This is a genomic window from Rhizobium sp. CB3090, assembly GCF_029714285.1.
GTDB lineage: Bacteria > Pseudomonadota > Alphaproteobacteria > Rhizobiales > Rhizobiaceae > Rhizobium.
In genome coordinates, this window is record NZ_CP121664.1 from 327,130 (window position 1) to 351,990 (window position 24,861).

Genomic DNA, 24,861 nt, shown 5'->3' on the forward strand with positions numbered 1-24,861 from the left:
GAATTACTGCATAAAGCGGAAAAGATTGCAGAAACCCTGCGTCATCCGAAAGCGAAAGGGTGCGATTTAGCTCGCACTTGCAGGCAGTATCGTCTGAGCGGGTCGGCCAAGCGAAAGCTGACCTAAACTCGAGGTTTTGCAGCTCGCGCTCAATCTCACCAGTTCACAGATGGAAAATTCGCCGCCGAGAAGCGGCGGAGGAAGGGGTTAACATGACCATAAATATCAAAGACATAGCAGAGAAAGATCGCAACTCTGTCCTGCACCCTTTCACGCAGCTCAAGGATTTCGCCGCCGGCAAGCTTGGCGAGCCGACGATCGTCGAGACCGGCAAGGGGATCCGCATCCAGGATGTCCATGGCACCCAATTGATCGACGGTTTTGCCGGCCTCTATTGCGTCAATGTCGGCTATGGCCGTACCGAAATCGCCGAGGCGATTTCGCGCCAGGCGCATCGTCTGGCCTATTACCATTCCTACGCTGCGCACACGACCGATGAGCTTGCGGTCCTCTCCGATCGTCTCGTGAAGATGGCTCCGGGCAACATGAGCAAGGTGTTCTACGGTATGTCCGGCTCGGACGCCAACGAGACCCAGGCCAAGCTCGTCTGGTACTACAACAACCTGCGCGGCAAGCCGAAGAAGAAGAAGATCATCTCGCGCGAACGCGGCTATCACGGTTGCAGTGTTGTCTCTGGATCCATGACTGGGATGAGCTTCTATCACGACTATATGGATCTGCCGCTGCCGCAGATCGACCATACCGGTGTTCCGCACCACTATTGGGGCGCCAACCCAGGGGAGACCGAACGCGAATTCTCGGCCCGTCGTGCTGCTGAGCTCGACGAGATGATCGAGACGCTCGGTCCCGACAATGTCGGCGCCTTCATTGCTGAACCGGTGCTTGGTACCGGTGGCATCACGCCGCCCCCGGAAGGCTATTGGGAAGCGATCCAGGCGGTGCTCAAGAAGTACGACGTCCTTTTGATCGCAGACGAAGTGATAACCGGCTTCGGCCGCACCGGCTCGATGTTCGGCTCGCAGCACTACGGCATTGAACCCGACCTGATCACGGTCGCCAAGGGCCTGACCTCGGCCTACTTCCCGCTCTCTGCCTCAATCGTCGGTGAGAAGGTCTACAAGGTCATAGAAGAAGGGGCCGATAAGGTCGGCGCCTTCTCGCACGGATACACCTATTCCGGCCACCCGATTGGCGCGGCCGCCGCAAATGCGGTACTGGACATCGTCGAGAAGGAAAACCTGCCCGGCAACGCCCGCGAAGTCGGCGCCTATTTCCAGGCCCAGCTCAAGGAAAAGTTCGCACAGCTGCCGATCGTCGGTGAAGTGCGTGGCGTCGGCCTGATGGGCGCGATCGAATTCGTTGGCAACCGTGAGAACAAGACCCGTTTCGATCCATCGCTGAAGGTCGGTGCTCGCGTATCCAAGGCCGCCCGAGACCGCGGCCTGATCGCCCGAGCTATGCCGCATGGCGACATCCTCGGCTTTGCCCCGCCGCTCGTTACCACGAAGGCGGAGATCGACGAGATCGTCTCGATCGCCGAAAAGGCGGTGAGCTGCGTCATCGATGACCTCGTTCGCGACGGTCAGAAGATCTGACGGTAGGCGGTCGAAGGCTCGACCGCCATGCAAACTCCGTTCTCATTCGTCCGTCGTGCCGAGTGGACCACGGCGGCGGTCATGGGGTTGTGCATTGATCAACAAAGATAACCGCCGCACATGCCGGCGCATCATCAGGGAAGGGAAGCTGGCATCATGACCGCTGCCAAACTGCATATCACCTCCGGCTTGTCGCCTATATCGGTTTACAGTCCGTATGACGGGTCTCTTTTAGGGTCGATCGATCCGACGGACGCCAGCGAAATCGGCGAACTCGTCGCTCGCGCCAAACGCGGATCTGAGCTTTCTCGTGCCTTGCCGAGGCACCAGCGCGCGAGCATTCTTGAAGGTGTGGCTCAAATCGTCGAACGCCGTCGCGACACCTTCGCCGAAACCATCGTGCGCGAAGCCGGAAAGACGATCGTTCAGGCGCGCAAGGAAGTGCTTCGCTGCGTCAACACCTTGAAGCTGTCTGCCGAAGAGGCAAAGCGCAACGCCGGCGAAATCGTGCCGTTCGATGCCTATGTCGGATCGGAACAGCGCCAGGGCTGGTTCACGCGAGAGCCTCTAGGCATCATCACCGCCATTACCCCCTACAACGATCCGCTGAACCTGGTCGCCCATAAACTGGGTCCGGCGATCGCCGGCGGCAACGCGGTGTTGCTGAAGCCGTCGAACCTGACGCCATTTTCCGCGATCAACCTTGTCGAAGCCTTGGTGGAAGCGGGCTTGCCACGCGAGATCATTACCGTCGTTCACGGTGATAGAGAGATCGTGACGGCTCTCGTCTCTGCGCGGGATGCGCGTATGGTCTCTTTTACCGGCGGCTTTGCCACCGGAGAGGCAATCAGCCGCAAAGCTGGCCTCAAGAAACTGGCGATGGAGCTCGGCGGCAACGCCCCCGTCATCGTCATGAACGACTGCGACTTCGACAAGGCGGTTAAAGGATGCGTTTCCGGCGCCTTCTGGGCCGCGGGACAGAATTGCATCGGCGCGCAGCGTGTTCTTGTGCAGGCCGAGCTTTATGAGCGGTTCCGTGACGCGTTTATGGCCACGACGAAAAAGCTCCGGGCAGGCGATCCATCGCTCGAGGATACCGACGTCGGTCCGATGATCTCGAAGGAAGTGGCCGAGCGAACCGAAGCAGCGGTCAATGACGCCATTGCCGGTGGTGCAAAATTGCTCTGCGGGCACAAGCGCGAGGGGTCGCTTTATCACCCGACGGTGCTGGAAGGTACCCCGACAACCTGCCCCCTTTGGCACGAGGAAGTGTTCGCCCCTGTGGTCATGCTTGCACCGTTCGAGACGCTCGATGAGGCCATCGATCTGGCCAACGCGCCGGAATATAGCCTTCACGCCGGCATCTTCACCAGCAATCTGTCCGTGGCGCTGGAGGCGGCGAGCAGGATCGAGGCCGGTGGCGTGATGATCAATGACTCCTCGGACTATCGCTCCGACGCCATGCCGTTCGGTGGCTTCAAATACGGCGGCATGGGCCGAGAAGGCGTGCACTTCGCCTATGAAGAGATGACCCAGCCGAAGGTGGTTTGCATCAATCGAGGGTGATCGAGGTCGACCGCAGCGGTTCGGAACCGCTGCGGCGTTCGGAAACTAATGAACTGAATTTCGAGGCGCCTCGGCGTCGCGATCGACGAACCTGATGGGGGCAGTATGAACAAAATTTGCGAGAATCCGACGTTGGCGCTTGATGGCTTGCTGTTCGACGGCATGTTCATTGCGGCGGGTGGCTTCGGTCTTTGCGGTATTCCGGAACTGCTGATCGGTGCCATCCGTGAGGCGGGTACCAAGGATCTGACGATCGCCTCCAACAATTGCGGTGTTGACGACTTCGGTCTCGGCGTGCTGCTGAAGACGAAGCAGATCAAGAAGATGATCTCGTCCTATGTCGGCGAGAACGCCGAGTTCATGCGCCAGTACCTCAGCGGCGAACTGGACCTGGAGTTCAACCCGCAGGGAACGCTCGCCGAGCGGATGCGTGCCGGTGGCGCCGGCATTGCCGGGTTCTATACGAAGACCGGGGTCGGTACCGTCGTTGCCGAGGGCAAGGAGACGAAGTCCTTCAACGGCGAGGCATATGTTCTCGAGACCGGGATCGTCGCGGACCTCTCGATCGTCAAGGCATGGAAGTCGGACACATCGGGCAATCTCGTCTTCCGCAAGACCGCCCGCAACTTCAATCCGCCGGCCGCGACCTGCGGCAAGATCTGCGTCGCCGAAGTCGAGGAGATCGTACCGGTCGGCAGCCTCGATCCCGACCATATCCACGTGCCGGGAATCTACGTGCATCGTCTGATCCAGGGTCAGCATGAGAAACGCATCGAACAGCGCACAACGCGCGCGGTGGCTTGAAGGGCAGGGGAAGATACATGGCCTGGGACAGAAACCAAATGGCGGCTCGTGCGGCTCGCGAACTCGAAGATGGCACTTACGTCAATCTCGGCATCGGCATTCCGACGCTTGTCGCCAACTATATCCCCGAAGGCGTCCATGTGACGCTCCAGTCGGAGAACGGCCTGCTCGGCATCGGTCCCTTTCCGACCGAAAGCGAGATCGATGCCGATCTCATCAATGCAGGCAAGCAGACGGTGACGGCGCTGTCGCATTCGGCCTTCTTCGACTCCGCGCAGAGCTTTGCGATGATCCGCGGCGGCAAGATCGCTATGGCAATCCTCGGCGCCATGGAAGTGGCCGAGAACGGTGACCTCGCCAACTGGATGATCCCCGGCAAGCTCGTCAAGGGCATGGGCGGTGCGATGGATCTGGTTGCCGGCGTCAAGCGGGTGGTCGTCGTCATGGACCACACCAACAAGGCCGGCGAATCCAAGGTGCTGAATGCCTGCACCTTGCCGCTGACCGGAAAGAGCGTCGTCGATCGGATCATCACCAATCTTGGTGTGCTCGACGTCGTCGATGGCGGACTGAGGCTGGTCGAGCTTGCCGAGGGCGTGACAGACGGCGAGATCCGCAGCGCCACCGAGGCGACTATCGTCAACTAGGCCTGCGGCTTATTGCCGAGACGCTGGAGCCGGTCTCTGCCGGCTTCGCAAAACCATAGAGGAGACCACCATGAGCATCCCATCGATCGTCATCGCCAACGCGGCCCGCACGGCGGTCGGATCCTTCGACGGAGCTTTCGGTAATACGCCGGCGCGCGAACGCGGCGCTTCCGGTGTGCGCGTTCTCAATACGCTGCTCTTCGAGCTGAGGCGCCGCGGCGTTTCCAAGGGGCTGGCGACGCTCTGCATCGGCGGCGGCATTGATGTCGCCATGTGCGTGGAAGAGATGTGAGGGAGGACAGCGTCATGACCTCGGCCGAATACCGTCTCTGCGATGTATCGCTCGACCGATCGTTCCGTGGCCGGGATGCGAGAATTGAGCGGGAGCAGGCGCTCGCGGTCATCGACCTTTTGGAATGCAATACATTCATTCCGGTCGGTCACGACGGCGGCCCCTATCGTCTCAGGATCGAAGCCGTCGACGGGCGCCTGGCGTTTTATGTCGCTAATGATCAGGGCGAGCATGTCATCAGTCACTATCTGTCGCTCACGCCCTTCCGCCGGCTGCTTAGAGACTACGCCCGCATCTGCGAGAGCTACTACGACGCCATCCGCCACCCTGGACCTTCGCGGCTTGAGGCTATCGATATGGGCCGACGCGGCGTCCACAACGAGGCTGCCGAGCTGCTTCGAGCCCGGTTGTCAACGAAAGTGACCATCGACAACAACACCGCGCGCCGGCTGTTCACGCTGATTTACGCCCTGCTCGTGCGCAATGCCGACCATCGAGTTCTGTTGAGCTGAGACAGCTGTGGCCCCAACTGCCGACCAAGGAGGAACCCCAAGTGAATGCAATACCTCAACGCGAAGTACACCTCGGAGAAACGAGCTCCGCAGGCTTTCTGGATAGCGTTGACCAGAACTTCCGCCATGCGATGACGTTCCTTGATTTGCCGGAAGGGCTGTCGGAACGGATCATGCACTGCAACTCGACCTACACTGTTCGTTTCGGTGTTCGCCTGCGCGGCCGCATGTACAGTTTCATCGGCTGGCGATCGGTCCACAGCGAGCACTGCGAACCGGTGAAGGGCGGCATACGCTATGCATCGAATGCCGATGCTGAGGAGGTTGAAGCGCTGGCAGCGCTGATGACGCTCAAATGCTCGCTGGTCGATGTTCCATTCGGCGGCTCGAAGGGCGCCCTGAAGATCGACCCGCGCGAATGGACGCCCCAGGAGCTCGAGCGCATCACCCGCCGCTTCACCCAGGAGCTCAACAAACGCGGACTGATCGGTCCCGGCGTCAACGTGCCGGCGCCCGACATCGGCACGGGCGAGCGGGAAATGGCCTGGATGATGGATGAGTTTCGTCGCGCCAATCCGACCGATGTGATCGTTGCGCGCGCTTGCGTCACGGGCAAGCCGCTGTCGAAGGGCGGAATTGCCGGCCGGACGGAAGCAACGGGTAGGGGCGTTCAATTCGCCATCCAAAGCTATCTCCGCGATCCTCGAACCTCCGGATTGAACGGCAAGCGTGACCTGAAGGGTGCTGCGGTCATCGTTCAGGGGTTTGGCAACGTCGGTTACCATGCCGCAAAATTCCTGTCCGAAGAGGATGGTGCCCGGGTGACCGTCGTTGCAGAACGTGATGGTTATGTCGCCAGCGCCGACGGCCTGGTGATCGAGGCGCTGAAGCAGCATCAGATCAAAACGGGCAGCATCCTTGGCTTTGAAGGTGCCACATCGTTTCCCGGCAATATGGCGGGCATCGAGCAGCCATGCGCCGTTCTTATTCCAGCGGCGATGGAAAATGCCATCCATGCGGGGAATGCAGATTGCATCAAGGCAAATCTCGTCGTCGAAGCTGCCAACGGCCCGGTGACCTTCGAGGCTGACAAGGTTCTCCGCGCCCGTGGGATCACCATCCTTCCCGACCTTTACGTCAATGCCGGCGGCGTGGTCGTCAGCTACTTCGAGTGGGTGAAGAACCTGACGCATATTCCCTTCGGCCTGATGGAACGGCGCCGGCGCGAGCGGCGCAACCAGACGATCGCCACGGCACTCGAACGTATGACTGGCAAGGATTTTCCGGCGGACATGCTCGAGGAGTTTCTCGAAGGCGGGGGGGAAATCGATCTCGTCCGTTCTGGACTGGAAGACGTCATGCGCAGCACCTGGGGGCGCATCGCCGACCTGATGGAGCAGCAACCGGAACTCGGTGACTACCGAACCGCCGCCTATGTCGCATCTATCCGACAGATTGCCGACGCCTATGAAGCGATAGGTGTCTGACTACACGTAGGACAAGGGCTTCGCTTCCGCGATCAGTGGCTTGGGCTTTGAATTCGCTTCTTAAGCGACTTCGCTGCCGCCGAACATGTTCGACGGCAGCGTCTTTTTTCCGAGAGGCCGGTTTCAACATCGTCAAATCGCAGGAGGTCGTAACCCGCGTTAGAGGCCACCCAGGCAAAGGTACTTCATTTCAAGATAGTCCTCGAGGCCGTGGCGAGACCCTTCACGTCCAATGCCTGACTGCTTTATCCCTCCGAAGGGTGCAGCCTCCGACGACATGCGGCCGGTGTTGATGCCCACCATCCCGTATTCGAGCGCCTCGGCCACACGCCAGACCCGCTTGAGGTTCGAAGCGTAGAAATAGGCGGCGAGGCCGTAGATCGTATCATTGGCCTCTCGCACGACTTGCTCCGGGTCTTCGAAACGGATGATTGGCGCCAGAGGACCGAAAGTCTCTTCCTGGGCAATGCGCATTGAGCTGACGACATTTGTAATCACAGTCGGCTCGAAGAATGTTCCGGACGTGCCGATCCGGCGCCCACCACATCGCACTATTGCTCCTTTTTTTACAGCGTCATCGACATGCGCTTCGATCTTTGTCAGAGCATGATTGTCGATTAGAGGCCCGATCGCGGTGTCCAGTTCAAAACCGTCGCCAACGCGAAGTCTGCGCGCGTGCGCGGTGAACTTTTCAGCAAATTCGTCATAGACGCGTTTTTGGACGTACAGCCGATTGGCAGACACGCAGGTCTGGCCAGCATTGCGAAATTTGGCTTGGATCGCGCCATCGACGGCGGCGTCGATATCGGCGTCGTCGAAGACGATGAAAGGGGCATTCCCGCCGAGTTCGAAGCTGATGCGCTTGATCTGGTCGGAGCACTGGCGCATCAGCAACCGGCCGACTTCGGTCGATCCGGTGAAACTGATCTTTCGCACCTTGGAATTGGAACACAATTCACGACCGATAGCGTCACCCTCTGACGCATAGACCAGATTGAGAACGCCCTCCGGGAAACCAGCTGCACGCGCGAGGGCGAACATGGCCCCGGCAACGAGAGGCGTTTGCTCAGCTGGCTTCAAGACAACGGCGCAGCCAGCGGCAAGCGCCGGCGAAATCTTGCGCGCTACCATCGAGGCCGGGAAGTTCCAAGGGGTAATGGCGCCGACAACACCAATTGGTTGTTTGATCACCAGCATGCGTCTGTCATTGGAGGGGGCCGAAATAGTCTCGCCGTAAATGCGGTTAGCCTCTTCGGCGTACCATTGAAGATATGCCGCCGCGTGTAAGACTTCCGACTTCGCCTCTCCCAGTGGCTTTCCCATCTCGGCCGTCAAAATGACGGCAAGATCGTCGCTATGTTCAAGGATCAGCCGGTGCCAGTTCCACAGTATGTCCGAACGCTCCCGGGCGGTAAGTCCCGCCCAACGCGCTTGGGCAGCATGCGCCTTTCAATGGCGACGGAAACCTCTTCAGCGCTCATATCCGGCACTTCGGCCAGCAGATCACCGGTGGACGGGTTAAAGACCGCAAAGCGCTTCATGGATGCAGCCGCGTGCGTGCTGGGCTCGGAGGTTAGGTGGAGGAATTGCTCCGGATTTTTCAGATGCCTCGTTAATGCAGCAGTGAGCGTCATCCCCGTTTTTCCTCTTCCGATCGTCAACGTCTTTGGCCTTGTTCTTCTGAACGTTTATGCCGAACGGGTACGCCGGAGCAATGGTTGTTCATGATCGTTGCGGTGCAGGCGGCGGGCAGCTTGACTGAGGGCGATCAATGCCTTTGCACCTTTCGCCAACGCCTTCCACCGCCAGCAGGGGTAGGGGGTCTAGAGGGGGCAGCATAGATACGATTGACGTCCGCGAAGTCGCTGAGTTCAACGAGCAGAACGGTCGCTTTCAACGTCTTGGCATGCCGGCGCTAGGCGCCTTGGCAATTGAAGCAAGATTCGTCAGGCACATTGGGCCTGTTCGGCGGCTTTTGCATTCGGCACGCGCTAGATCGCGGCCCACCATTGGGCAGCCGGGCTTTCGTTGCGTCACGGATGTCGTTCAGCGCTTGGAAACCGGAACGTATTCGCGCTGCGGTTTGCCGGTATAGAGCTGGCGCGGGCGGCCGATACGCTGTTCCGGATCTTCGATCATCTGGTTCCACTGGGCGATCCAGCCGACGGTGCGGGCAAGCGCAAACTGCACCGTGAACATGGTCGTGGGGAAGCCGAGAGCCTTCAGCGTGATGCCGGAATAGAAGTCGACATTCGGGTAAAGCTTCTTCTCGATGAAATAGTCATCGGTCAGCGCGATACGCTCCAGTTCGATCGCGATGTCGAGCAGCGGATCGTCCTTGATGCCGAGTTCGCCGAGCACCTCGTGCGCCGTCTTCTGCAGTGTTGTACTGGCGCCAATTGAACGACTTCGGATTGGCGCCGCCGTTCAATCGGGGATCGTGGCATATCACTCCTAAATGACGCTCTCTTAGCCCAAGAGCTTCCCGCCAAGCAGCGTCGTCAAGCTATCGATTAATGCAGCTTTCCTGCATGGTGGTGCTTTGATACGCCGCCCTTTTACAAAACCGAACCGGTAATATGGCCCACACCATTGCCGGGTGAGCAACGGCAATACAAAGCAATCGCATAAAGAAAGATTTCGATGAAATGCTTCGAAAGGCTGCAGACTCTATTGTCGACGTCAGGCGAAGCCCTTTGTGCTGAAAAGGGGGCTGGATTCAGCAGTTCAACAGATAGATGCGGGGCTAAACTACAGCTGATGTGCAACCCGGATGCAACGGATAGACATCCTGAGCGCTGGGGTGAACCGCAACCAACTGGCCGACTATTGGTCGGCGTGATGGCTAACACGAGACAAATCGCGAATGTCGTCGAAAGATAGTACTGCATCATCAACGTTGTCGGCGCCGCTGACGAATCCTACGTTTCGCGCAATCTGGATCGCCAATCAGTTCTCCAGTCTCGGCTGGTTAATACAAGCGGTTGCGATCAGTTGGCTGATGGCAACTATCTCGACCTCGGATGTGATGGTTGCATTGGTCCAGGCCTCATCAACCTCACCTGCGTTCTTTCTGGCCATTTTCGTCGGTGCGATCGCTGACAACTTTAGTCGGCGTATGGTGATGATCATTGGCCGAAGCCTTATGATGGCCGCATCCGCCATGCTCACGCTTTCCATTTCTTTCGGCGTAACTGAGCCCTGGATCATTCTTGGTTTCAGCTTTCTGGCTGGCTGCGGCATTGCTCTCCACGATCCCGCCTGGCAGGCATCCGTCGGCGATATCGTCGAACGGCCCCACCTGCCGGCAGCGGTCACGCTTATTTCTGTCGGGTTCAATACCGTTCGCAGTGTCGGTCCCGCACTGGGAGGGATCGTCGTTGCCTCAGCGGGGCCTCTTTTTGCCTTTGGGATTGCGACATTTGGTTTTGCAGTTCCGCTGATCGCCCTGTGGCAAAATAAATGGAAAACGCTTTCCTCATCCTTGCCGCGTGAGGCGATGTTCACGGCTATCTATGATGGCTTGCGCTTCACCGCTATGTCGTCAGAAATCAAGGCTACCATCGCCCGAGGCGCGTTGTTCGGTTTGGCAAGCACGTCCGTCTTGGCGCTACTGCCACTGGTAGCCCGCGATCAGTTGCATACCGATGCAGTCGGATTTGGCGTTCTCATGGGTGGTTTCGGGGCAGGCGCCTTTCTTGGCGGGATCTCAAACCATTGGCTCAGGCAGATGCTCACGCAAGAGATGCTGATTACGCTTGCCTGCATAGCATTGGCAACGTGTTCGTTTTTGCTCACCTTGACCTCATCCCTTACCTTTGCAACGATCGCACTCGCCTTCGGCGGCGCCGGGTGGGTTACCGCCTGGTCGGGGCTTGGTGTAAACGTCCAACTGGCCAGTCCGCGCTGGATCACGGGCCGGACCATCTCCATTTACAGCGCGTTGACGAATGGAGGTATTGCAGCCGGCAGCTGGCTTTGGGGGACGGTTGCACAGAGCCACTCACTCTCGGTCGCATTTGGCTGCTCAACGGGCGCCATATTGATGGTGGCGGCGCTCGGATTGAAGTTGCCGATCAGCAACCGTTTTGAATCGGAGCTTGAACCATCTGGAAACTTCAACGCGCCGACGGTCGCGCTCGATCTAAAGCCGAGAAGCGGCCCCATCCTGATTATCACTGAATACTCCATACCCGAGCAGAACATCGATTTGTTCCTTGAGATCATGCGTGAACGGCGGCACGCCCAAAGCCGCGTTGGTGCTCGTCATTGGACACTCACCCGCGACGTTGAGCAGACATCGCGGTGGATAGAGACATATCGAACTCCGACGTGGACCGACTATCGCAGGCTTCATCATCGCTACACATCGGCTGACAAGCAGTTGGATCAGGAACTCCTAAGGCTGAGCACAGACGGATGTCCTTCGCGAACAACCATTCTGATTGAGCGACCGACGGGAGCGGTCCGCAAGTCTTATCCGACAGTTCCCTATGTCTCGCAGAAGTGAGCGTCCTCGGAAGAGAGGGTAAATTGATGGCATTCCGGAGAAAGCGGTACGAGAAATTTGAATATCTCTCTTCCCATAAAAGATTACCCAAGCGGCATGCTCATAAGGCTTAGCCGCCTGGCCGGAGCGACGCGACCTCGTCATTCGATATCGGTGTCACAGGCAATCGGACTCACATAACAACTGCCGATTTCAGACAGCAAAGCGCAATTTCCAATTATGTCGCGCATACTCGCGGGGGCGACCAGGCAAATATGGTTTAACCTTTAAGTTGCGAGAAAATACAACGTCAGGGAGATTCAACGTGCAACTCAGTCCAATGCATTTGAAGTCGGTTTCACTTTTTTCTGGTCGGCTATTCCGTATTCCTGAGTATCAACGCGCATATGCATGGGGGAGCCGTCAACGAGCGGACCTCTTTGGCGATGTGCTCGATATCAAGCGTTCTGGACGCGAGCATTTCATGGCCACGGTGGTGGCGCTGGGACGTGACACACGCAAGATCAATGCTGACGAATTTAAAACGGTCGATATAGTTGACGGCCAGCAGCGCCTCACCACGTTGGTTATCCTCTTAAAGGCAAGCGAAAAGGGCCTAGCACTTGAAAGCCGAACGCGCCGGGACATCGCTGAATTGCTGGTCAAGGACGACGAGCGCACCCTGTTGCTTTTGCAGACCAATCATGACAGCAGCAGCGTTTTCACTCATTATATTTTATCAGGGGAGATCAAAACCAGCGAGTCTCGCACGGCAGCCGACCTTAACATCCTGGAAGCTGCCAAGGAGTGTGAAGCTTTCGTCGAAAGATGGAGAGCTGAGGGCGACTTGATCGAGCTTGTGGATATCATCCGCAACAAGTTGTCGTTTGTCTATCATGAGATAGCGGATGAGGCGACTGTCTATAGGGTCTTCGAGGTTCTGAATAGTCGTGGTCTCGATGTCAAATGGATTGATAAGCTCAAAAGCCAACTCATGGCGCTGTTGTTTGAGCACGTTGAGACGGGTACCCGGGCTGAATCAGTTCGGGAAATGCAACGGTTATGGGGCGATATATATCGGACGCTCGGCCAGAGGGGAAACCTCGGCGACGAGGCTCTCAGGTTCGCAGGCACCTGGGCTCTGAAGGCGCAACCTAATCGTGTCATATCGCAAGAAGATGCGGCCGCTGTGCTAACAGAAACTGCAGGCACGAAGCTTAAGACGATAATGGCGAGCGGCGAAGCATTGAAGCGCGTTGTCGAGGCGGTTAAAGAACTCGACGACAACGTTCGCCTCCGGGCCGTGACGAAGATTGCTCACGCTCGTTTTGTAGCGACGGCGATACTTATACGTCAATTTGACGGTGCGTCCCGCGAACGGCTGTTGGCTGCTTGGGAGCGAGTGACTTTCCGAATTTTCGGGCTTGCTCAGGCGGATACTCGCTACAAGGTCGGCGAATATGTGCGACTTGGTTATTCGATTTTTGCCAGTGGCCTAGATGCGATGGAGATCGAGAAGCGGCTGATTGCTCTCGGGAAGGACTATGCTATCGCGGACGTACTGAACAGGCCCGACTATTGGGAAAATTCATATGAAGGTTGGGCGGAAGAGGTTCGCTATATTCTCTTTCGTTATGACGAGTACCTTGCTGCGTCAGCCGGCACGAACTTCAATCAATCGTGAGCGCGACGAACACCCCACCTTTTCTTTTGAGATTGAGGCCGCGAGATAGCTTCTTCATCGATAGGAGCGGAATGGAATGGTTGGAGATCGCGTTGATGCCATGCTTGAAGTCATGGATGAAGGCATGCATGAAGCCAGGCATCAGGAAAAGTATCGTCGGATCGAGGTGATCACTGGTCGGCGCCAGCGGCGGAATTGGACTGATGAGGAGAAGGCGCGGATCCTTGCGGAAAGCGCGGAACCCGACGTGAACGTCTCGGCCGTCGCCCGGCGCTGGGGCGTCAATCGCGGCTTGCTGAACGTTTGGCGTCGGGAAGCTGGGCTGACCTCTCAACGAACCGCGAAGGCCGGCGTGCAGCAGACGATGTTCGTGCCGGTGACGGTGGTTGGCGATCGAACGTCTCCCGAGAGCTCGCCGTCGGATTTTGCCCACTTCGCCGCAGGTCGGATTGAGATCGAGCTTGCTGGCGCGCGCATGACGGTTATCGGCTCGGTAGCGCCTGAGCTGGCACAAGCGATGGTGGCGGCGTTGCGAGGGCGCCGGTGATCGGAGTTTCGCCAAGTGGCGTGAAGATCATGGTTGCGACGCAACCTGTCGACTTCCGGCGCGGCATGAATGGGCTTGTGGCCTTGGTGGCGTCAGCTCTTGCGGCCGATCCCTATTGTGGCGACGTGTTCGTGTTCCGCGCCAAGCGTCTGGATCGACTTCGCTGCATTTACTGGGATGGATCAGGCATGATTTTGGCGACGAAGTGGCTGGAGGCTGGCAAGTTCGTTTGGCCACCGATCCGCGATGGCGCGATGCAGATGAGTGCCCAGGAGTTCTCGCTTTTGCTGGCCGGCATTGACTGGACGCGCGTCAAACGAAACGCGGTGAAGAGGCCCTCAAAAGCCGGCTGATCCTATTGGATTTGCTTGAAGATTCAGGCTCATATGGTAGGGTCTGTCATGCCGCTTCGACCCGATCCCTTGCCCCAGGATGCTGCGCAATTGACCCGGATCATTCTCTCGCTCGACGAAGAGAATGCCGACCTTAAGGCGCGCGTGGCCTTCCTTGAGCGCCAGCTCTTCGGGACGAAATCGGAGAAGATGACGATCATCGATCCAACGCAGGCAATGCTCGACCTTGGCGATGTGAGCGACATCCCCGTTGCTGCCAATGATGATGTCGCGCCGGTCGGTGAAGATATAACGCAGGCAGGGCGGTCGCCAGCCCGCAATATCGGCCGCTTGCCCAAGCACCTTCCGCGTTATGACGAGATCATCGAGCCGGAGAGCAAGACTTGTCCCTGCTGTTCGTTCGAACTGCATTGCATCGGCACTGATGTCAGCGAGGCGCTCGACATCGTGCCTGCGGTTATCCGGGTGAAACGGACGGTCAGGCCGCGCTATGCCTGCCGGGCCTGCGAAAGCGTCATTGTGCAAGCGCCCGCGCCGGCGCGTGTGATGGACGGCGGCATGGTAACCACGGCGTTTGCAGCCCATGTCGCCGTTTCGAAGTTTGCCTGGCATCTCCCGCTTCATCGCCAAGCCCAGATGTTTGGCTCCTGCGGCGTCATCATCGATCGCGGCACGCTCGGCGCCTGGGTCACTCGGATCGCCTGGTGGCTGGAGCTTCTCTATGATGCGCTCACCGCCTTCATCCGCTCGCAGCCGAGGGTGTTCTGTGACGAGACGCCACTTCCGCGGCTCGATCCGGGCCGTAAACGAACCAAGGTCTGCCAGTTATGGGCACAAGCGGTTGACGACCGCCCCTGGAATGGCCCGGCGCCGCCGGCCGTGGCCTACATTTTTGCCGAAAGCCGCAGCGCTCGCGAGATCGAGGGACAATTGTCATCATTCGCCGGCGTGCTGCAAGTCGATGGATACCAAGCCTATAAAACCATGGTCAAACGTCGGGGCAAGAGCAATATCGCCCCCATACGGCTGGCCTTCTGCCTTGCGCACGCGCGACGCAAGTTCGTCGATGTCGTCAAGCTGACCGGCTCTTCGGAGGCTTTGTCGATCCTTGCCAGGATTGCCGAAATCTATCGCATTGAAGCGAGACTGCGGGGCGAAAGTGCCGATACCCGGCTCGTAGTGAGGCGCCACGAGGCAGCTCCTGTCATGAGAGAACTGAAAGTCCATCTCACCGAATTGAGCGACGAGGTGTCGTCGAAATCAGCGCTTGGCAAAGCCGTCACTTACACGCTCAACCACTGGAGGGGGCTGGCAGCCTTCCTCGACGACGGCCGGGTTGAGGTAGACTCCAATGTCGTCGAGCGTTCAATGAAATCCGTGGCTCTGACGAGAAAGAACTCCTTATTCGTGGGCAACGAGCGGGGTGGAAAGTCTTTCGCTGTCCTCGCATCACTCGTCAACACGGCAAGACTTAACGGCGTGGACCCCGAGATCTGGCTTGCCGATGTGCTGGAGCGCATCATCTCCGGCAAAGTGAAAGCCAACGAAATGGAAAGTCTCCTGCCTTGGGCCTGGAAGGCTGAGCGTGAAGCAATGACACAGCAGGAGCGACGGGCGGCATGACACCGAACAGCCAGGGGACGACGGCACGGCCGAAGCTCGATGACGAGGTGTTCGAAGCCTTTATCAGAGGACGTCGTCCGGCATCGCCAATCTGGTCAATGAGCGGTCTCGATGGTTATCTTACGGCTCTCATCATTGGCCCGAAGTTCATCGACCCGCGCAAATGGATACCGGAACTGACTGGTCCGGATGCCCTCAACCTGCCGATGGAAACAATCGAACATCGGGCCGTGCAGACGATCGTTGCAGAGTATAACCGTATCTCGGCAAGTCTCTCCGAAACACCGAAAGACCACCGGCCGAAGTTCACCAAGATCGATGATCAGACCTTTGATCCATTCGATTGGGATCTCTGCTTTCTGCTGGGAACAGGATACGCGCCGAGGCTTTGGCAACCGGTCCTTCGAGGTCATGCCGTCACTGGCGATATCATCGCGCCCATCCGCAAGCTTGGCGAGACAAAACGGAAAGCCACCCGCCAGGATGTTGCTGACGTCGCCGAAGCAATCGTCAATATCCGAACCTACTTTATGCCGAAGCGGGCAAAGCAGAAGTTCTAAAAGAAAGCGCCATTGCAATCCAGTCAACGCCGAAAGCAGTGGGCTGTTCGTAGCGCTCACAATCAATCTCAGTGGAACAAGATTTGGCTTGAAGAGCCGTCGAAGTCCATCGAGCATATCTTGCCGCAGAGCAGTGGCGTGCCGTACGTTCACAATATCGGGAATCTAACGATGCTAACTCCTGGGCTAAATTCCTCGCTTAGAGACGCGCCGCCGCCGGTGAAGGCAGAGAAATATCTAACGTCGGGGTTAACGGCGACTACGCTTGTCGGCCAGGATATCGAGGCCAAAGAACGGTGGGACGAGAACATGATCAAGTTCAGGACGAAAGAGATCGACACCTTCGTGAGGCGAGAGTGGGGCTGAGTTGCCTCTCGCCCTGCTTTGTCGGGTGAGAAGATCATTCCAGAGGAGGCTTCCAAACGAACGGTTTCCATGAGCGTGCCTGCCTGGCACGGCGAGGGGTCCACTAGAAGCCATTTCCCAAGTCAGCTTAGCGATGCTTGCACAAAGCTTCATCGATCGTAACGGTTGGCGCTTGCCACACTACTTGATAAACCGGAAGTTCGTCGAAGGTGGGAACCATAAGCATGATGACCCAAGAGCAAGAGCTTGCCGCAGATCGCGTCGCCGAGGCTATGCGCGGCTTCAATTCGGCTGTGCGTGAGGCTCTCGCTTCAGGCCTGAAGGTGGAGATCGAGCTCATCGAGATGACTCGACGAGGTCACCGAAAGTTCCGATGCAATTGATAAGTCCACGTGTAGTAATTCTGCCAGAGTAGACCTGGAGACCGTGGTTTCCACGTTTGAGGTTCGAGAATGACTGGTGCAAACACCCATAACTTAGCAAAAAATCAAGATGACTTTCGATCGGTCTGCCGCCAGTGTAGCACAAAACCAATCGAACTATGCACGGTGGGTAAGTTTGGATTTTTCGGTGGTCATGCGTCGGGGAACTAAATTATCGCGCCGCCGTTATTGGGCGAATGTAAACAGGGGATTTCTGATGCTCAAAATCTCGCTCGCCACCGCAATCTCGGTGCTTCTCACCCTGTCGTCTTGCGCAAACACTGCAAAAGGAATGGCGAAGGACGCGAAAGAAACTGGACAGGCGATGGATTCAAGTATGCATAGGGTCCTGAAAGCGGGTGCCAGCGGAAACAAGGCTGCGCAATAACCGTGTGATGGTCCTTAACATGATCGTGCGTTACGCGGCGAAAACATCTTTGATGAGACAAAGCTAAAATGCTGGCTATGCTGGTCTCCTAACGGGGAAAGACAGGATGAGAGCAGCGAACGACAACGAACATCAACCGACTTCCGAACGCGAATGGATCAGTGCCGCGCTGGTGCTTGCATGGCCATTCGGAATTTTTACTGTTGCGCTTGGATGCTCATGTTTCATCCGATAGTTTTGCCGCAATCGCCGTGTGGCTGTCGGCGCAGCGCCGTTCCTCAATAGCGCCGAAGTCCCGATTGTCCGCGGCTCGACGTCAGCTGTCGGCAGGTATATCATTTCGCAGCAGCCAACACGCATGGTACAGTTCGGCACCGGATGATGCCCAACGCGAAGCGAGAGGGGAGCACTCATCCGCTGGTGAGAATGTCATAATGCAATTATTTAAAAGTGAGCGTTGCAGTATCAAAATTGAAATTCTACTATGGCTTAGGCGAATTTTCCTTTCATTCGCCAAAGTGGCTGCAGGCGCAGTCACCTTTGGGCCGCCATATCGCCCCTTTGAGGCGGCCCTTCCTTTGTGAGGCGTCAACGGCATTTCGAATATTGCGAACGAGAAGGATTCACATCGGCAAAGTGTTCGCCGTAATCGGCAAGCTCGTAATCAAACCACGCCTCCATGGCACCGCTCCTCTGCGATTCGGTGCCAGACAAGGAATCACGAGCGATTCCTGCTTCAGCAAGAGGGCAAATCATGAAAGCACTCACTGGAATGAAATGTGGTAATTGAAAGCCTGGTCGGGATGGACACGTTGGTTTGGGACGTAGTGAGCTAGGAGCTTGAAAGCGAAAGCTCAGCGCAATCCTATGGTGTTTAAATGCCAGCATTGCTACAATCTCAATCATACGGAATGGGGACGCTGCACTGACGTGAAACCGCAAAACTCTCGCACCTTGTCCCCAAAGAAGACTCGCCGCAGTGCGATCGAGCTCGATCCGACATTCCGTCCATATCTCGCAGTGGCTATTGTTCGGTTCAGTGCGTTGCATCCAGGTACAGAAATCGAAATATCTCAGACGATCAGCCTGTTGGACGACGGCGCAGTTTCGGTCGATCTGTTGGTTCGAGAATTTCACCATTGTCTGTATCGGGAGAAAATCTATGCCGAGACACTTCCGCTTAGGCGTGCTCTCCTCGACGGTGTCCTCGGGCGATGACCGTATTTCCCCTTAAATTCAAACCGTTCGGGGCCGGCTATCTTTTTGCGGATGATGCGGGCGGTTACTTCAAAGCCGATGCCCGCTTTCTCAATCGCTATGCGACCGGAAAGCTAATAGCCGTGGATAGGGATTTTCTTGAAGCGAATGGTCATGCGTTCAATGAGATAGGCGACTCGGCCTATATGGGATTTGCCTACCGATGGGCCCAACGATTGCATCGGCCTCAAGAGCTGAATTACGTCATTCTGGTTCCGACCCTCCGTTGCAATTTGGCGTGTGCCTACTGTCAGGTGTCTCGGGTGAACGAGAGCACTTTAGGCTTTGATTGGACGGATGAGACGCTTGAGCGCGTTCTCCGATTTCTCGACGCCATGACTTCCGCGAGCGTCAAAATCGAGTTCCAGGGTGGCGAGCCACTGCTCCGATTAGACTTATTGGAGAAGGTTCGCGCTTTCGCTCGCCGCAAGTTCCAAGAAGTTTCCTTTACGGTATGCACCAATTTGCAATCGGTCTCGGAAGAAGCTTGGGATTTTCTGGATGCCCCGGACGTCCTCGTGAGTACGTCACTCGACGGCGAACTCTCGACGCACGAGCGACAACGAACCGTAAATGCCCACGATACACAGCAATTTGTATCGAACCTCAGCTATGCCATCGAGCGCTTGGGCCAGGGAAAGGTCTCGGCTCTCCCGACGCTGGACATCAACAATTTGCCGAGCGCTCCCGAGATCATTGATACGTTTGGTCGGTTCGGATTTCGCTCCATTTTCCTTCGACCCGTGAACCATCAGGGATTTGCTCGAAAACGATTTCAGACCACCGGTCTCGAAGACGAATGGAACACTTATCATGCCGATTTTATCGACGCTCTGATCGAGCACAATTGGACGGCTGCGCAGCCGGTCGAGGAGTTCTATTTCACCCACTGTCTGCGCCGGGTTCTGCGTGGCGGCCACAATCAGCACGTCGACCTTCGTAATCCGAATATTCTCGGGCGAGACTACATCGTTATTGACTACGACGGCACCTTCTATCCGACGGATGAAGCCAGGATGGTCACGAGGGTCGGACAGGTCGATCTTAGCATTGGCAATCTTTGGGATGGCATCGATCAGTCCAAGCTAGACGTACTCAACGAAGAGTCTTCCAATTCATTCCATCCCGACTGCATCCATTGTCCATACCAAGCCGCATGTGGTGCGGACGTTGTTGACGATCTATCGCGTTACGGGCGCATCGATCTGCCGAAGGCGGACACAGCCTTCTGTCGGCGTCATACCGCAATCTTCGACAAGATCTTCGCGCTGCTCTATTCGGACGACGAGAAAGTCCAAAAGAGCCTCGCCGTGTGGGCCGGAATTCCAGAATTCGATCCGTCACTGGCGCCGGTACACACATGATCGATCTGCGGCTCAAGATCGATGACGTTCCAATCGACAATCCAATTATCGTTCGCTTGCGCACGGACGGGGTGGATGGTGAATATGATGCCCTCCTGATCGACAAAGATCAGGAAAGTCAAACCTTCGATCTCGCAGGCTACTCGCTTCGCGTCCACTGCGGTGCCGAAACTGATCTCAATGGTGACGTGCTGCTTCTAGTTCCTGGGCGAAAGTCAGCGCATCGATTGGTGCGATCACGGTCGAGACACAATACCTTCCTAGTCACCGAGCAATGCGATCAGCTCTGCGTCATGTGCTCGCAGCCTCCAAAGAAACATCACGCCGACCTCTTCGACCAGTTCACAGTCGCTGCCACCTTAGCGCCGGAAAACGCTCGGATCACGATATCTGGCGGCGAACCGCTGCTGCACAAACGAAGATTGTTTCAATTTCTTCTGGCCGCCGCAAAAGCCCGGCCGGATATCTCATTCCATGTTCTGACCAACGGCCAGTTTTTCGAACCAGGCGACAGCACGATGATTGATGAGATCGGAAGAGATCGCGTGTTGTGGGGCATTCCACTGTATGCGCCTTGCGCCGAACTTCACGACAGCATTGTTGGAAAGTCCGGTGCCTTTGAAACGCTGTCGCTGAACTTCGCGACACTGATGAGGATTGGGGCGGCCGTCGAGCTTCGCACAGTTGTCCTTCAGCAGAACTGGGGCGCGTTGCCTGAGCTTGCGAACTATGTCTCCACCAGGCTGCCATTCATCGATGTTTGGGCTATCATGCAGCTAGAGAATATCGGCTACGGCAAAATGAACTGGTCGCATTCGTTCAAGGATACGTCGCAGGATTTCGGCCAACTGCGCAGAGCCATCAACCTCGCGATGGGGCGCGGTATCCATACTCTTCTTTATAATTTCCCTCTTTGCACTGTCCCTCCGCAGTACCGGCATCTCGCGCCAAGCACGATTTCAGATTGGAAGAACAAATTTTTGGCAGAGTGCAGCGGATGCTCGCTGCGCTCTACTTGTGGTGGATTTTTTGAATGGTATAAAGCTGATCAGGGGTTTGGGGGACTCTCACCACAATGAAGAAGCGCAAGATCTACCTGGTGCCGTCGTTGATCGCGGCCGGATTCATGCCGTCGAAAAGTGATGCAGCGCCGATCACCGGCATTACCGAAAAGAAGCCCGTAACCACCCTGTTCGAGCGGCTGCGGGTTAAACAGGTCTACACCCTTGCGGGCCATAGCTCGCATTCGAGCCACGCAAGTCATGCCAGTCACGCGAGCCACGCATCCTCAGCTGGAGGTGGCTACATCCCACGGGGCGATTATGACACCGCTTATCCATTGCCCGACCCGACACCGCAGTATTCGCCCAACCCAGGTCCCGTCATCAGAAGTTCCCCGACCACTCCCAACATACCTGCCACGACTTCAACTGGCGGCGCCTATTCGCCGCAGTCCTCCCCGACGAACGCGCAGCCACAGCCGCTGAAAACGCTGCCAGGCAACTCGGACAAATTTCGCCGCATCGTCATACAGGTCCAGACCGCTCTGATTGCCTTTGGCTATTTCGGCGGCCCGATAACAGGGCAGGTCGATGCCGCGACGAGGGGCGGACTTAGTAAAATGCAGGATACGTACGGGCTCAAAGTCACCGGCACCATCACTCCGCAGGTCCTGTCGGCCCTGGGAATCGCGACAAACTAAGCCATCACGCAAATGAAACGGCGTCTCCTTTATACGGCTATGACAATTGCTTTGGCTGCTTCGGCTCCGGTGGGCGCAGCGACAGCCGCGATTTCCTATCGCCATCTCTCCACGACGAATGGGACGACGATCCTCCTTGTCGAGGGCAGCTTCGAGACCGGCGATGATACACAACGCGTCGCCTTGGAACTTACAGCGAGCCCGGCCAAATACATCGCATTTAATTCGGCGGGTGGCGATCGATCAATCGCGATGGCTTTCGGCAAAGCAATTCGCAAGACCGGCCTTCCAACGCTCCAGACCAAAGGCTCGCCTTGTCTCGAGACCTGCCTTTTGGCGTTTATGGGTGGCGCTAGTCGTTATGCCGAAGACGAGAGCGTCAGCATATCTGTAGAGACGTTTGCCACATCTGCGGAATCTGGGGGGCGTCTCGATCCCTCAGTTTCAGCCGCCATCAAAGACTACCTCAGCACGATGGGTGTCAGCGCTTCGCTTCTGGACGCAGCACTGTCGATGCAGCTTGGGCAATCGAAAGAATTGAACCTTGTAGATATGGCGGGTTATCAGCTGGTAACGGCTCAGCCCAGTGGTTCAGGCACCTGGACGGATATAGTGCAGGGCGCGCAGCCTACTGACCAAGCAGGGGCAGTGGAAGTGTTCAACGAGTTCCAACGGGTGTGGTCGATGATGTCCCAGGGAGTGGTGTAGCAGGGTAGCGGTGGCCATCAGTGTTTTTCCGGTAGGGTCGGTTTGTCGAAGACCAACCTGATGGAAAGACCACCGATGACCGACGAGATGATGAACCTGCGCTCGCTTGTTGAGAAGAGCGCCGACGCCGATTTGCTTCGCGAGATGATCGGGTTTGCCGCCGAGAAGCTTATGGAGCTGGAGGTCGGTGCGAAGACCGGCGCGAGCTACGGCGAGAAGAACGCCTTTCGGCTTACCCAGCGCAACGGCTACCGCGAGCGCGACTGGGAGACACGGGCCGGGACCGTGGAGCTGCGTATCCCGAAGCTTCGTACCGGCACCTATTTCCCGAGCTTTCTCGAGCCGCGTCGCATGGCCGAGAAGGCTCTGACCGCCGTAATTCAAGAGGCTTACATCCAAGGCGTTTCGACCCGCTCCGTCGACGATCTGGTCAAGGCGATGGGCATGAGCGGCATCTCCAAAAGCCAGGTTTCCCGCCTGTGTGAGGAGATCGACGACAAGGTAAAGGCCTTCCTTGAAAGGCCCATCGAGGGCGACTGGCCCTATCTGTGGATCGACGCCACGTATCTGAAGGTCCGCCGCGGTGGCCGCATCGTCTCGGTCGCCGTCATTATCGCCGTCGGCGTCAACACCGATGGGCGGCGCGAGGTCCTGGGTATGGAGATCGGCACCTCCGAGGCCGAGCCGATCTGGACGGAGTTCCTGCGCAAGCTGACACGGCGGGGTTTGCGCGGCGTCAAGCTGGTCGTCTCCGATGCGCATGAGGGCATCAAGGCCGCCGTTTCGAAGGTTCTCTCCGCGACCTGGCAGCGATGCCGGGTCCACTTCATGCGCAATGCGCTCGCCCATGCCGGAAAGAGCGGTCGACGGGTGGTCTCCGCCTTCATCGCCACGGCCTTTGCCCAGGACACACCAGAGGCCGCCAGCCAGCAATGGCGCAATGTCGCCGATCAGATCAGGCCGAAAGTACCGAAGCTTGCCACCCTCATGGACAGTGCCGAAGAAGACGTGCTGGCCTACATGACCTTTCCCCGTCAGCACTGGACGAAGCTGCACAGCACCAACCCTATCGAGCGACTGAACGGCGAGATCAAGCGCCGAACCGAGGTTGTCGGCATATTCCCAAACGAGGACGCCATCGTCAGGCTCGTCGGCGCGTTGCTCCTCGAACAGAATGACGAATGGGCCGTACAGCGCTCCCGATACATGACCCTTGAGACCATCGCCACAATGAGCTGATGATCCAATCATCAGCCTGCCTGCTGCGGCAAGCTGATCCAGTCCCGGCTCTGCCCGGAAGGCACGGCGAACGCCGAAGCTACACCACTCCCTGGGACATCATCGTGTGGTCGGGCTCAAGTAGCGAGGCGGCCGCCTTCCTTCGCAACGTCTATGCCGACCGCCTCCAGTACTACGGAAAAGATCTTTCGCGAGAGGATGTACTTAAAGAGAAAAGTGCTTTCGTGGACCGATGGCCGACACGAATCTACGCAGCGCGGCCAGATTCGGTTCATGCGCTCTGCGCAGACAGGTGTTCTGTCTTCGGCATTGTCGATTGGTACGCCTTCAGTGCAACCAGAAAAAAGGGAGCTTCTGGCGCAGTGAACTTCGCGCTGACTTGGGACCCGGTCGCTCGGAAAATAATCGGAGAAACGGGCAAGGTCATCGAGACCGACAAAGCGGTCGCCATCCCCGATCGGATCATTCGCCGTTGGATTCTCGACGCTACCGCCTGCTCGACTGCGAACGCTGTCGACGCTGAAGTATGCAAATCGCGCTCGATCCTGGAGACCGATTTGAATAATTCTGGGTGGTGCAATCGGCAGGGATTGGGCTGGAGGCAGTGCGGCGGCCCATGATCGATTAGCGGCCCCCCTCGCGACGTGGAGTTTCGACTGTCCGCATGTTGGGAACCGATTTCCGGGCAACATTGAGCACGGGACTGGAAGAAATCGTGCCAGAGGGTACCCATCCAATCGCGTCCGGACCACCGCTGACGTGGGTCCAACCCGCTTCTTGCTCCATGACAGAGACAAGAGCGTTTTGACCAAGGCTACCGACGACGATGTATTTGGGACTAGGTCCGTCTCTAAGTTCAAGAGGTACCCGCATGTAAGCGAATTTCGCAGCAGAGATCGGGCCGGCTGTTTTGGAAGGATCAACAGCGGCCACGGTGGTCGCCTGCGATTGCTCGATGGAGGCAACCAATCCATCGAAAACTTCGGGGTTTGGTTCTGAAGCGGTGCTCGTGATTGGCTCCGTGATCGTAATGGCGGAACTCGTCGCGGTGCTTTGAGGCGCGGCCATGGGAGCCGACGGAGCCGTTTCCGAAACGGATGTTGCATTCCCAGTGCTGGAAGACGTGGGCGACGGCGGGTCTGCACTCGCAGCAGTTGCGGTTGCCACCGAAGTCTGAGGCGCAGGAAGCACTTTCTCCTGAGTGAGGGTAGGACTACTTACCGGCGCGGTCACGA

18 protein-coding genes and 4 pseudogenes are annotated in these 24,861 nt (G+C 57.4%); 20 read left to right on the forward strand and 2 right to left on the reverse strand.

Features of this window, described 5'->3' with window-relative positions; translation table 11 throughout:
- Positions 1-212 precede the first annotated feature (212 nt).
- The 7 genes and pseudogenes from QA646_RS28365 to QA646_RS28395 all read left to right on the forward strand — a co-directional run bounded on the left by QA646_RS28365 (position 213) and on the right by QA646_RS28395 (position 6,924).
- Positions 213-1,616 carry an aspartate aminotransferase family protein gene (locus QA646_RS28365; protein WP_283060613.1) on the forward strand — a complete coding sequence of 468 codons (1,404 nt, stop codon included), beginning with the start codon at positions 213-215 and terminating at the stop codon, positions 1,614-1,616.
- 156 nt (positions 1,617-1,772) lie between these two features.
- Positions 1,773-3,182, forward strand: coding sequence for an aldehyde dehydrogenase family protein (locus tag QA646_RS28370; protein WP_283060615.1), 1,410 nt, complete (start codon positions 1,773-1,775; stop codon positions 3,180-3,182).
- A 105-nt stretch (positions 3,183-3,287) separates the two neighbouring features.
- Positions 3,288-3,986, forward strand: coding sequence for a CoA transferase subunit A (locus QA646_RS28375; protein WP_283060617.1), 699 nt, complete (start codon positions 3,288-3,290; stop codon positions 3,984-3,986).
- Between the two features lie 17 nt (positions 3,987-4,003).
- Positions 4,004-4,633, forward strand: coding sequence for a 3-oxoacid CoA-transferase subunit B (locus QA646_RS28380; protein WP_283060619.1), 630 nt, complete (start codon positions 4,004-4,006; stop codon positions 4,631-4,633).
- A 163-nt stretch (positions 4,634-4,796) separates the two neighbouring features.
- A pseudogene (locus QA646_RS28385) lies at positions 4,797-4,925 on the forward strand (acetyl-CoA C-acetyltransferase); the annotation flags it as partial.
- A 14-nt stretch (positions 4,926-4,939) separates the two neighbouring features.
- Positions 4,940-5,437, forward strand: a complete 498-nt coding sequence (locus QA646_RS28390; protein ID WP_283060621.1) for a UPF0262 family protein — start codon at positions 4,940-4,942, stop codon at positions 5,435-5,437.
- Positions 5,438-5,568: 131 nt separating this feature from the next.
- A complete protein-coding gene (locus tag QA646_RS28395) occupies positions 5,569-6,924 on the forward strand; it encodes a Glu/Leu/Phe/Val dehydrogenase (RefSeq protein WP_283061031.1) in 1,356 nt (451 codons plus the stop codon).
- Between the two features lie 159 nt (positions 6,925-7,083).
- Here QA646_RS28395 and QA646_RS28400 read toward each other — a convergent pair.
- Both QA646_RS28400 and QA646_RS28405 read right to left on the reverse strand, forming a co-directional pair.
- Positions 7,084-8,558: pseudogene (locus QA646_RS28400) on the reverse strand (NAD-dependent succinate-semialdehyde dehydrogenase).
- A gap of 412 nt (positions 8,559-8,970) precedes the next feature.
- Positions 8,971-9,306 (reverse strand): annotated as a pseudogene (locus QA646_RS28405) (citrate/2-methylcitrate synthase); the annotation flags it as partial.
- Positions 9,307-9,790: 484 nt separating this feature from the next.
- On the opposite strand from QA646_RS28405, the gene QA646_RS28410 reads away from it, so the two are divergent.
- The 13 genes and pseudogenes from QA646_RS28410 to QA646_RS28470 all read left to right on the forward strand — a co-directional run bounded on the left by QA646_RS28410 (position 9,791) and on the right by QA646_RS28470 (position 24,246).
- The gene (locus QA646_RS28410) at positions 9,791-11,434 is read left to right on the forward strand and encodes an MFS transporter (protein WP_283060622.1); all 1,644 of its coding nucleotides are present in this window, start codon (positions 9,791-9,793) and stop codon (positions 11,432-11,434) included.
- 304 nt (positions 11,435-11,738) lie between these two features.
- Positions 11,739-13,097, forward strand: a complete 1,359-nt coding sequence (locus tag QA646_RS28415) for a DUF262 domain-containing protein (RefSeq protein ID WP_283060624.1) — start codon at positions 11,739-11,741, stop codon at positions 13,095-13,097.
- Between the two features lie 76 nt (positions 13,098-13,173).
- The gene (locus QA646_RS28420) at positions 13,174-13,644 is read left to right on the forward strand and encodes a transposase (protein WP_283060625.1); all 471 of its coding nucleotides are present in this window, start codon (positions 13,174-13,176) and stop codon (positions 13,642-13,644) included.
- A complete protein-coding gene (tnpB, locus tag QA646_RS28425; protein WP_283060626.1) occupies positions 13,641-13,997 on the forward strand; it encodes an IS66 family insertion sequence element accessory protein TnpB in 357 nt (118 codons plus the stop codon). The genes QA646_RS28420 and tnpB overlap by 4 nt, the downstream gene beginning before the upstream one ends.
- Positions 13,998-14,045: 48 nt before the next feature.
- Entirely contained in the window at positions 14,046-15,620 is a 1,575-nt protein-coding gene (locus QA646_RS28430) for an IS66 family transposase (RefSeq protein WP_283060627.1), read from the forward strand.
- Positions 15,617-16,180: a YecA family protein gene (locus tag QA646_RS28435; RefSeq protein ID WP_283060629.1), complete on the forward strand. Its 564-nt coding sequence runs from the start codon at positions 15,617-15,619 to the stop codon at positions 16,178-16,180. Before QA646_RS28430 ends, QA646_RS28435 begins: the two co-directional genes overlap by 4 nt.
- 1,005 nt (positions 16,181-17,185) lie before the next feature.
- Complete coding sequence (locus QA646_RS28440; protein ID WP_283061032.1) at positions 17,186-17,356, forward strand: entericidin; 171 nt, start codon at positions 17,186-17,188, stop codon at positions 17,354-17,356.
- 1,214 nt (positions 17,357-18,570) lie between these two features.
- The gene (hxsB, locus tag QA646_RS28445) at positions 18,571-19,977 is read left to right on the forward strand and encodes a His-Xaa-Ser system radical SAM maturase HxsB (RefSeq protein ID WP_283060630.1); all 1,407 of its coding nucleotides are present in this window, start codon (positions 18,571-18,573) and stop codon (positions 19,975-19,977) included.
- On the forward strand, positions 19,974-21,056 hold the full coding sequence (gene hxsC, locus QA646_RS28450; RefSeq protein ID WP_283060631.1) for a His-Xaa-Ser system radical SAM maturase HxsC: 1,083 nt from the start codon (positions 19,974-19,976) through the stop codon (positions 21,054-21,056). Before hxsB ends, hxsC begins: the two co-directional genes overlap by 4 nt.
- The gene (gene hxsA / locus QA646_RS28455) at positions 21,053-21,679 is read left to right on the forward strand and encodes a His-Xaa-Ser repeat protein HxsA (protein WP_283060633.1); all 627 of its coding nucleotides are present in this window, start codon (positions 21,053-21,055) and stop codon (positions 21,677-21,679) included. The genes hxsC and hxsA overlap by 4 nt, the downstream gene beginning before the upstream one ends.
- A 12-nt stretch (positions 21,680-21,691) precedes the next feature.
- Entirely contained in the window at positions 21,692-22,387 is a 696-nt protein-coding gene (locus tag QA646_RS28460; protein WP_283060635.1) for a hypothetical protein, read from the forward strand.
- A gap of 75 nt (positions 22,388-22,462) precedes the next feature.
- Positions 22,463-23,663 (forward strand): annotated as a pseudogene (locus QA646_RS28465) (IS256 family transposase).
- On the forward strand, positions 23,626-24,246 hold the full coding sequence (locus QA646_RS28470; RefSeq protein WP_283060636.1) for a hypothetical protein: 621 nt from the start codon (positions 23,626-23,628) through the stop codon (positions 24,244-24,246). Before QA646_RS28465 ends, QA646_RS28470 begins: the two are co-directional and overlap by 38 nt.
- The last annotated feature ends 615 nt before the right edge of the window (positions 24,247-24,861 follow it).

Bases quoted from the DNA above. Each gene is read 5' to 3' on its own strand.
- QA646_RS28365 (WP_283060613.1), top strand. From the start codon at position 213: ATGACCATAAATATCAAAGACATAGCAGAGAAAGATCGCAACTCTGTC.
- QA646_RS28370 (WP_283060615.1), top strand. From the start codon at position 1,773: ATGACCGCTGCCAAACTGCATATCACCTCCGGCTTGTCGCCTATATCG.
- QA646_RS28375 (WP_283060617.1), top strand. From the start codon at position 3,288: ATGAACAAAATTTGCGAGAATCCGACGTTGGCGCTTGATGGCTTGCTG.
- QA646_RS28380 (WP_283060619.1), top strand. From the start codon at position 4,004: ATGGCCTGGGACAGAAACCAAATGGCGGCTCGTGCGGCTCGCGAACTC.
- QA646_RS28390 (WP_283060621.1), top strand. From the start codon at position 4,940: ATGACCTCGGCCGAATACCGTCTCTGCGATGTATCGCTCGACCGATCG.
- QA646_RS28395 (WP_283061031.1), top strand. From the start codon at position 5,569: ATGACGTTCCTTGATTTGCCGGAAGGGCTGTCGGAACGGATCATGCAC.
- QA646_RS28410 (WP_283060622.1), top strand. From the start codon at position 9,791: ATGTCGTCGAAAGATAGTACTGCATCATCAACGTTGTCGGCGCCGCTG.
- QA646_RS28420 (WP_283060625.1), top strand. From the start codon at position 13,174: ATGGTTGGAGATCGCGTTGATGCCATGCTTGAAGTCATGGATGAAGGC.
- QA646_RS28430 (WP_283060627.1), top strand. From the start codon at position 14,046: ATGCCGCTTCGACCCGATCCCTTGCCCCAGGATGCTGCGCAATTGACC.
- QA646_RS28435 (WP_283060629.1), top strand. From the start codon at position 15,617: ATGACACCGAACAGCCAGGGGACGACGGCACGGCCGAAGCTCGATGAC.
- QA646_RS28440 (WP_283061032.1), top strand. From the start codon at position 17,186: ATGCTCAAAATCTCGCTCGCCACCGCAATCTCGGTGCTTCTCACCCTG.
- hxsB (WP_283060630.1), top strand. From the start codon at position 18,571: ATGACCGTATTTCCCCTTAAATTCAAACCGTTCGGGGCCGGCTATCTT.
- hxsC (WP_283060631.1), top strand. From the start codon at position 19,974: ATGATCGATCTGCGGCTCAAGATCGATGACGTTCCAATCGACAATCCA.
- hxsA (WP_283060633.1), top strand. From the start codon at position 21,053: ATGAAGAAGCGCAAGATCTACCTGGTGCCGTCGTTGATCGCGGCCGGA.
- QA646_RS28460 (WP_283060635.1), top strand. From the start codon at position 21,692: ATGAAACGGCGTCTCCTTTATACGGCTATGACAATTGCTTTGGCTGCT.
- QA646_RS28470 (WP_283060636.1), top strand. From the start codon at position 23,626: ATGATCCAATCATCAGCCTGCCTGCTGCGGCAAGCTGATCCAGTCCCG.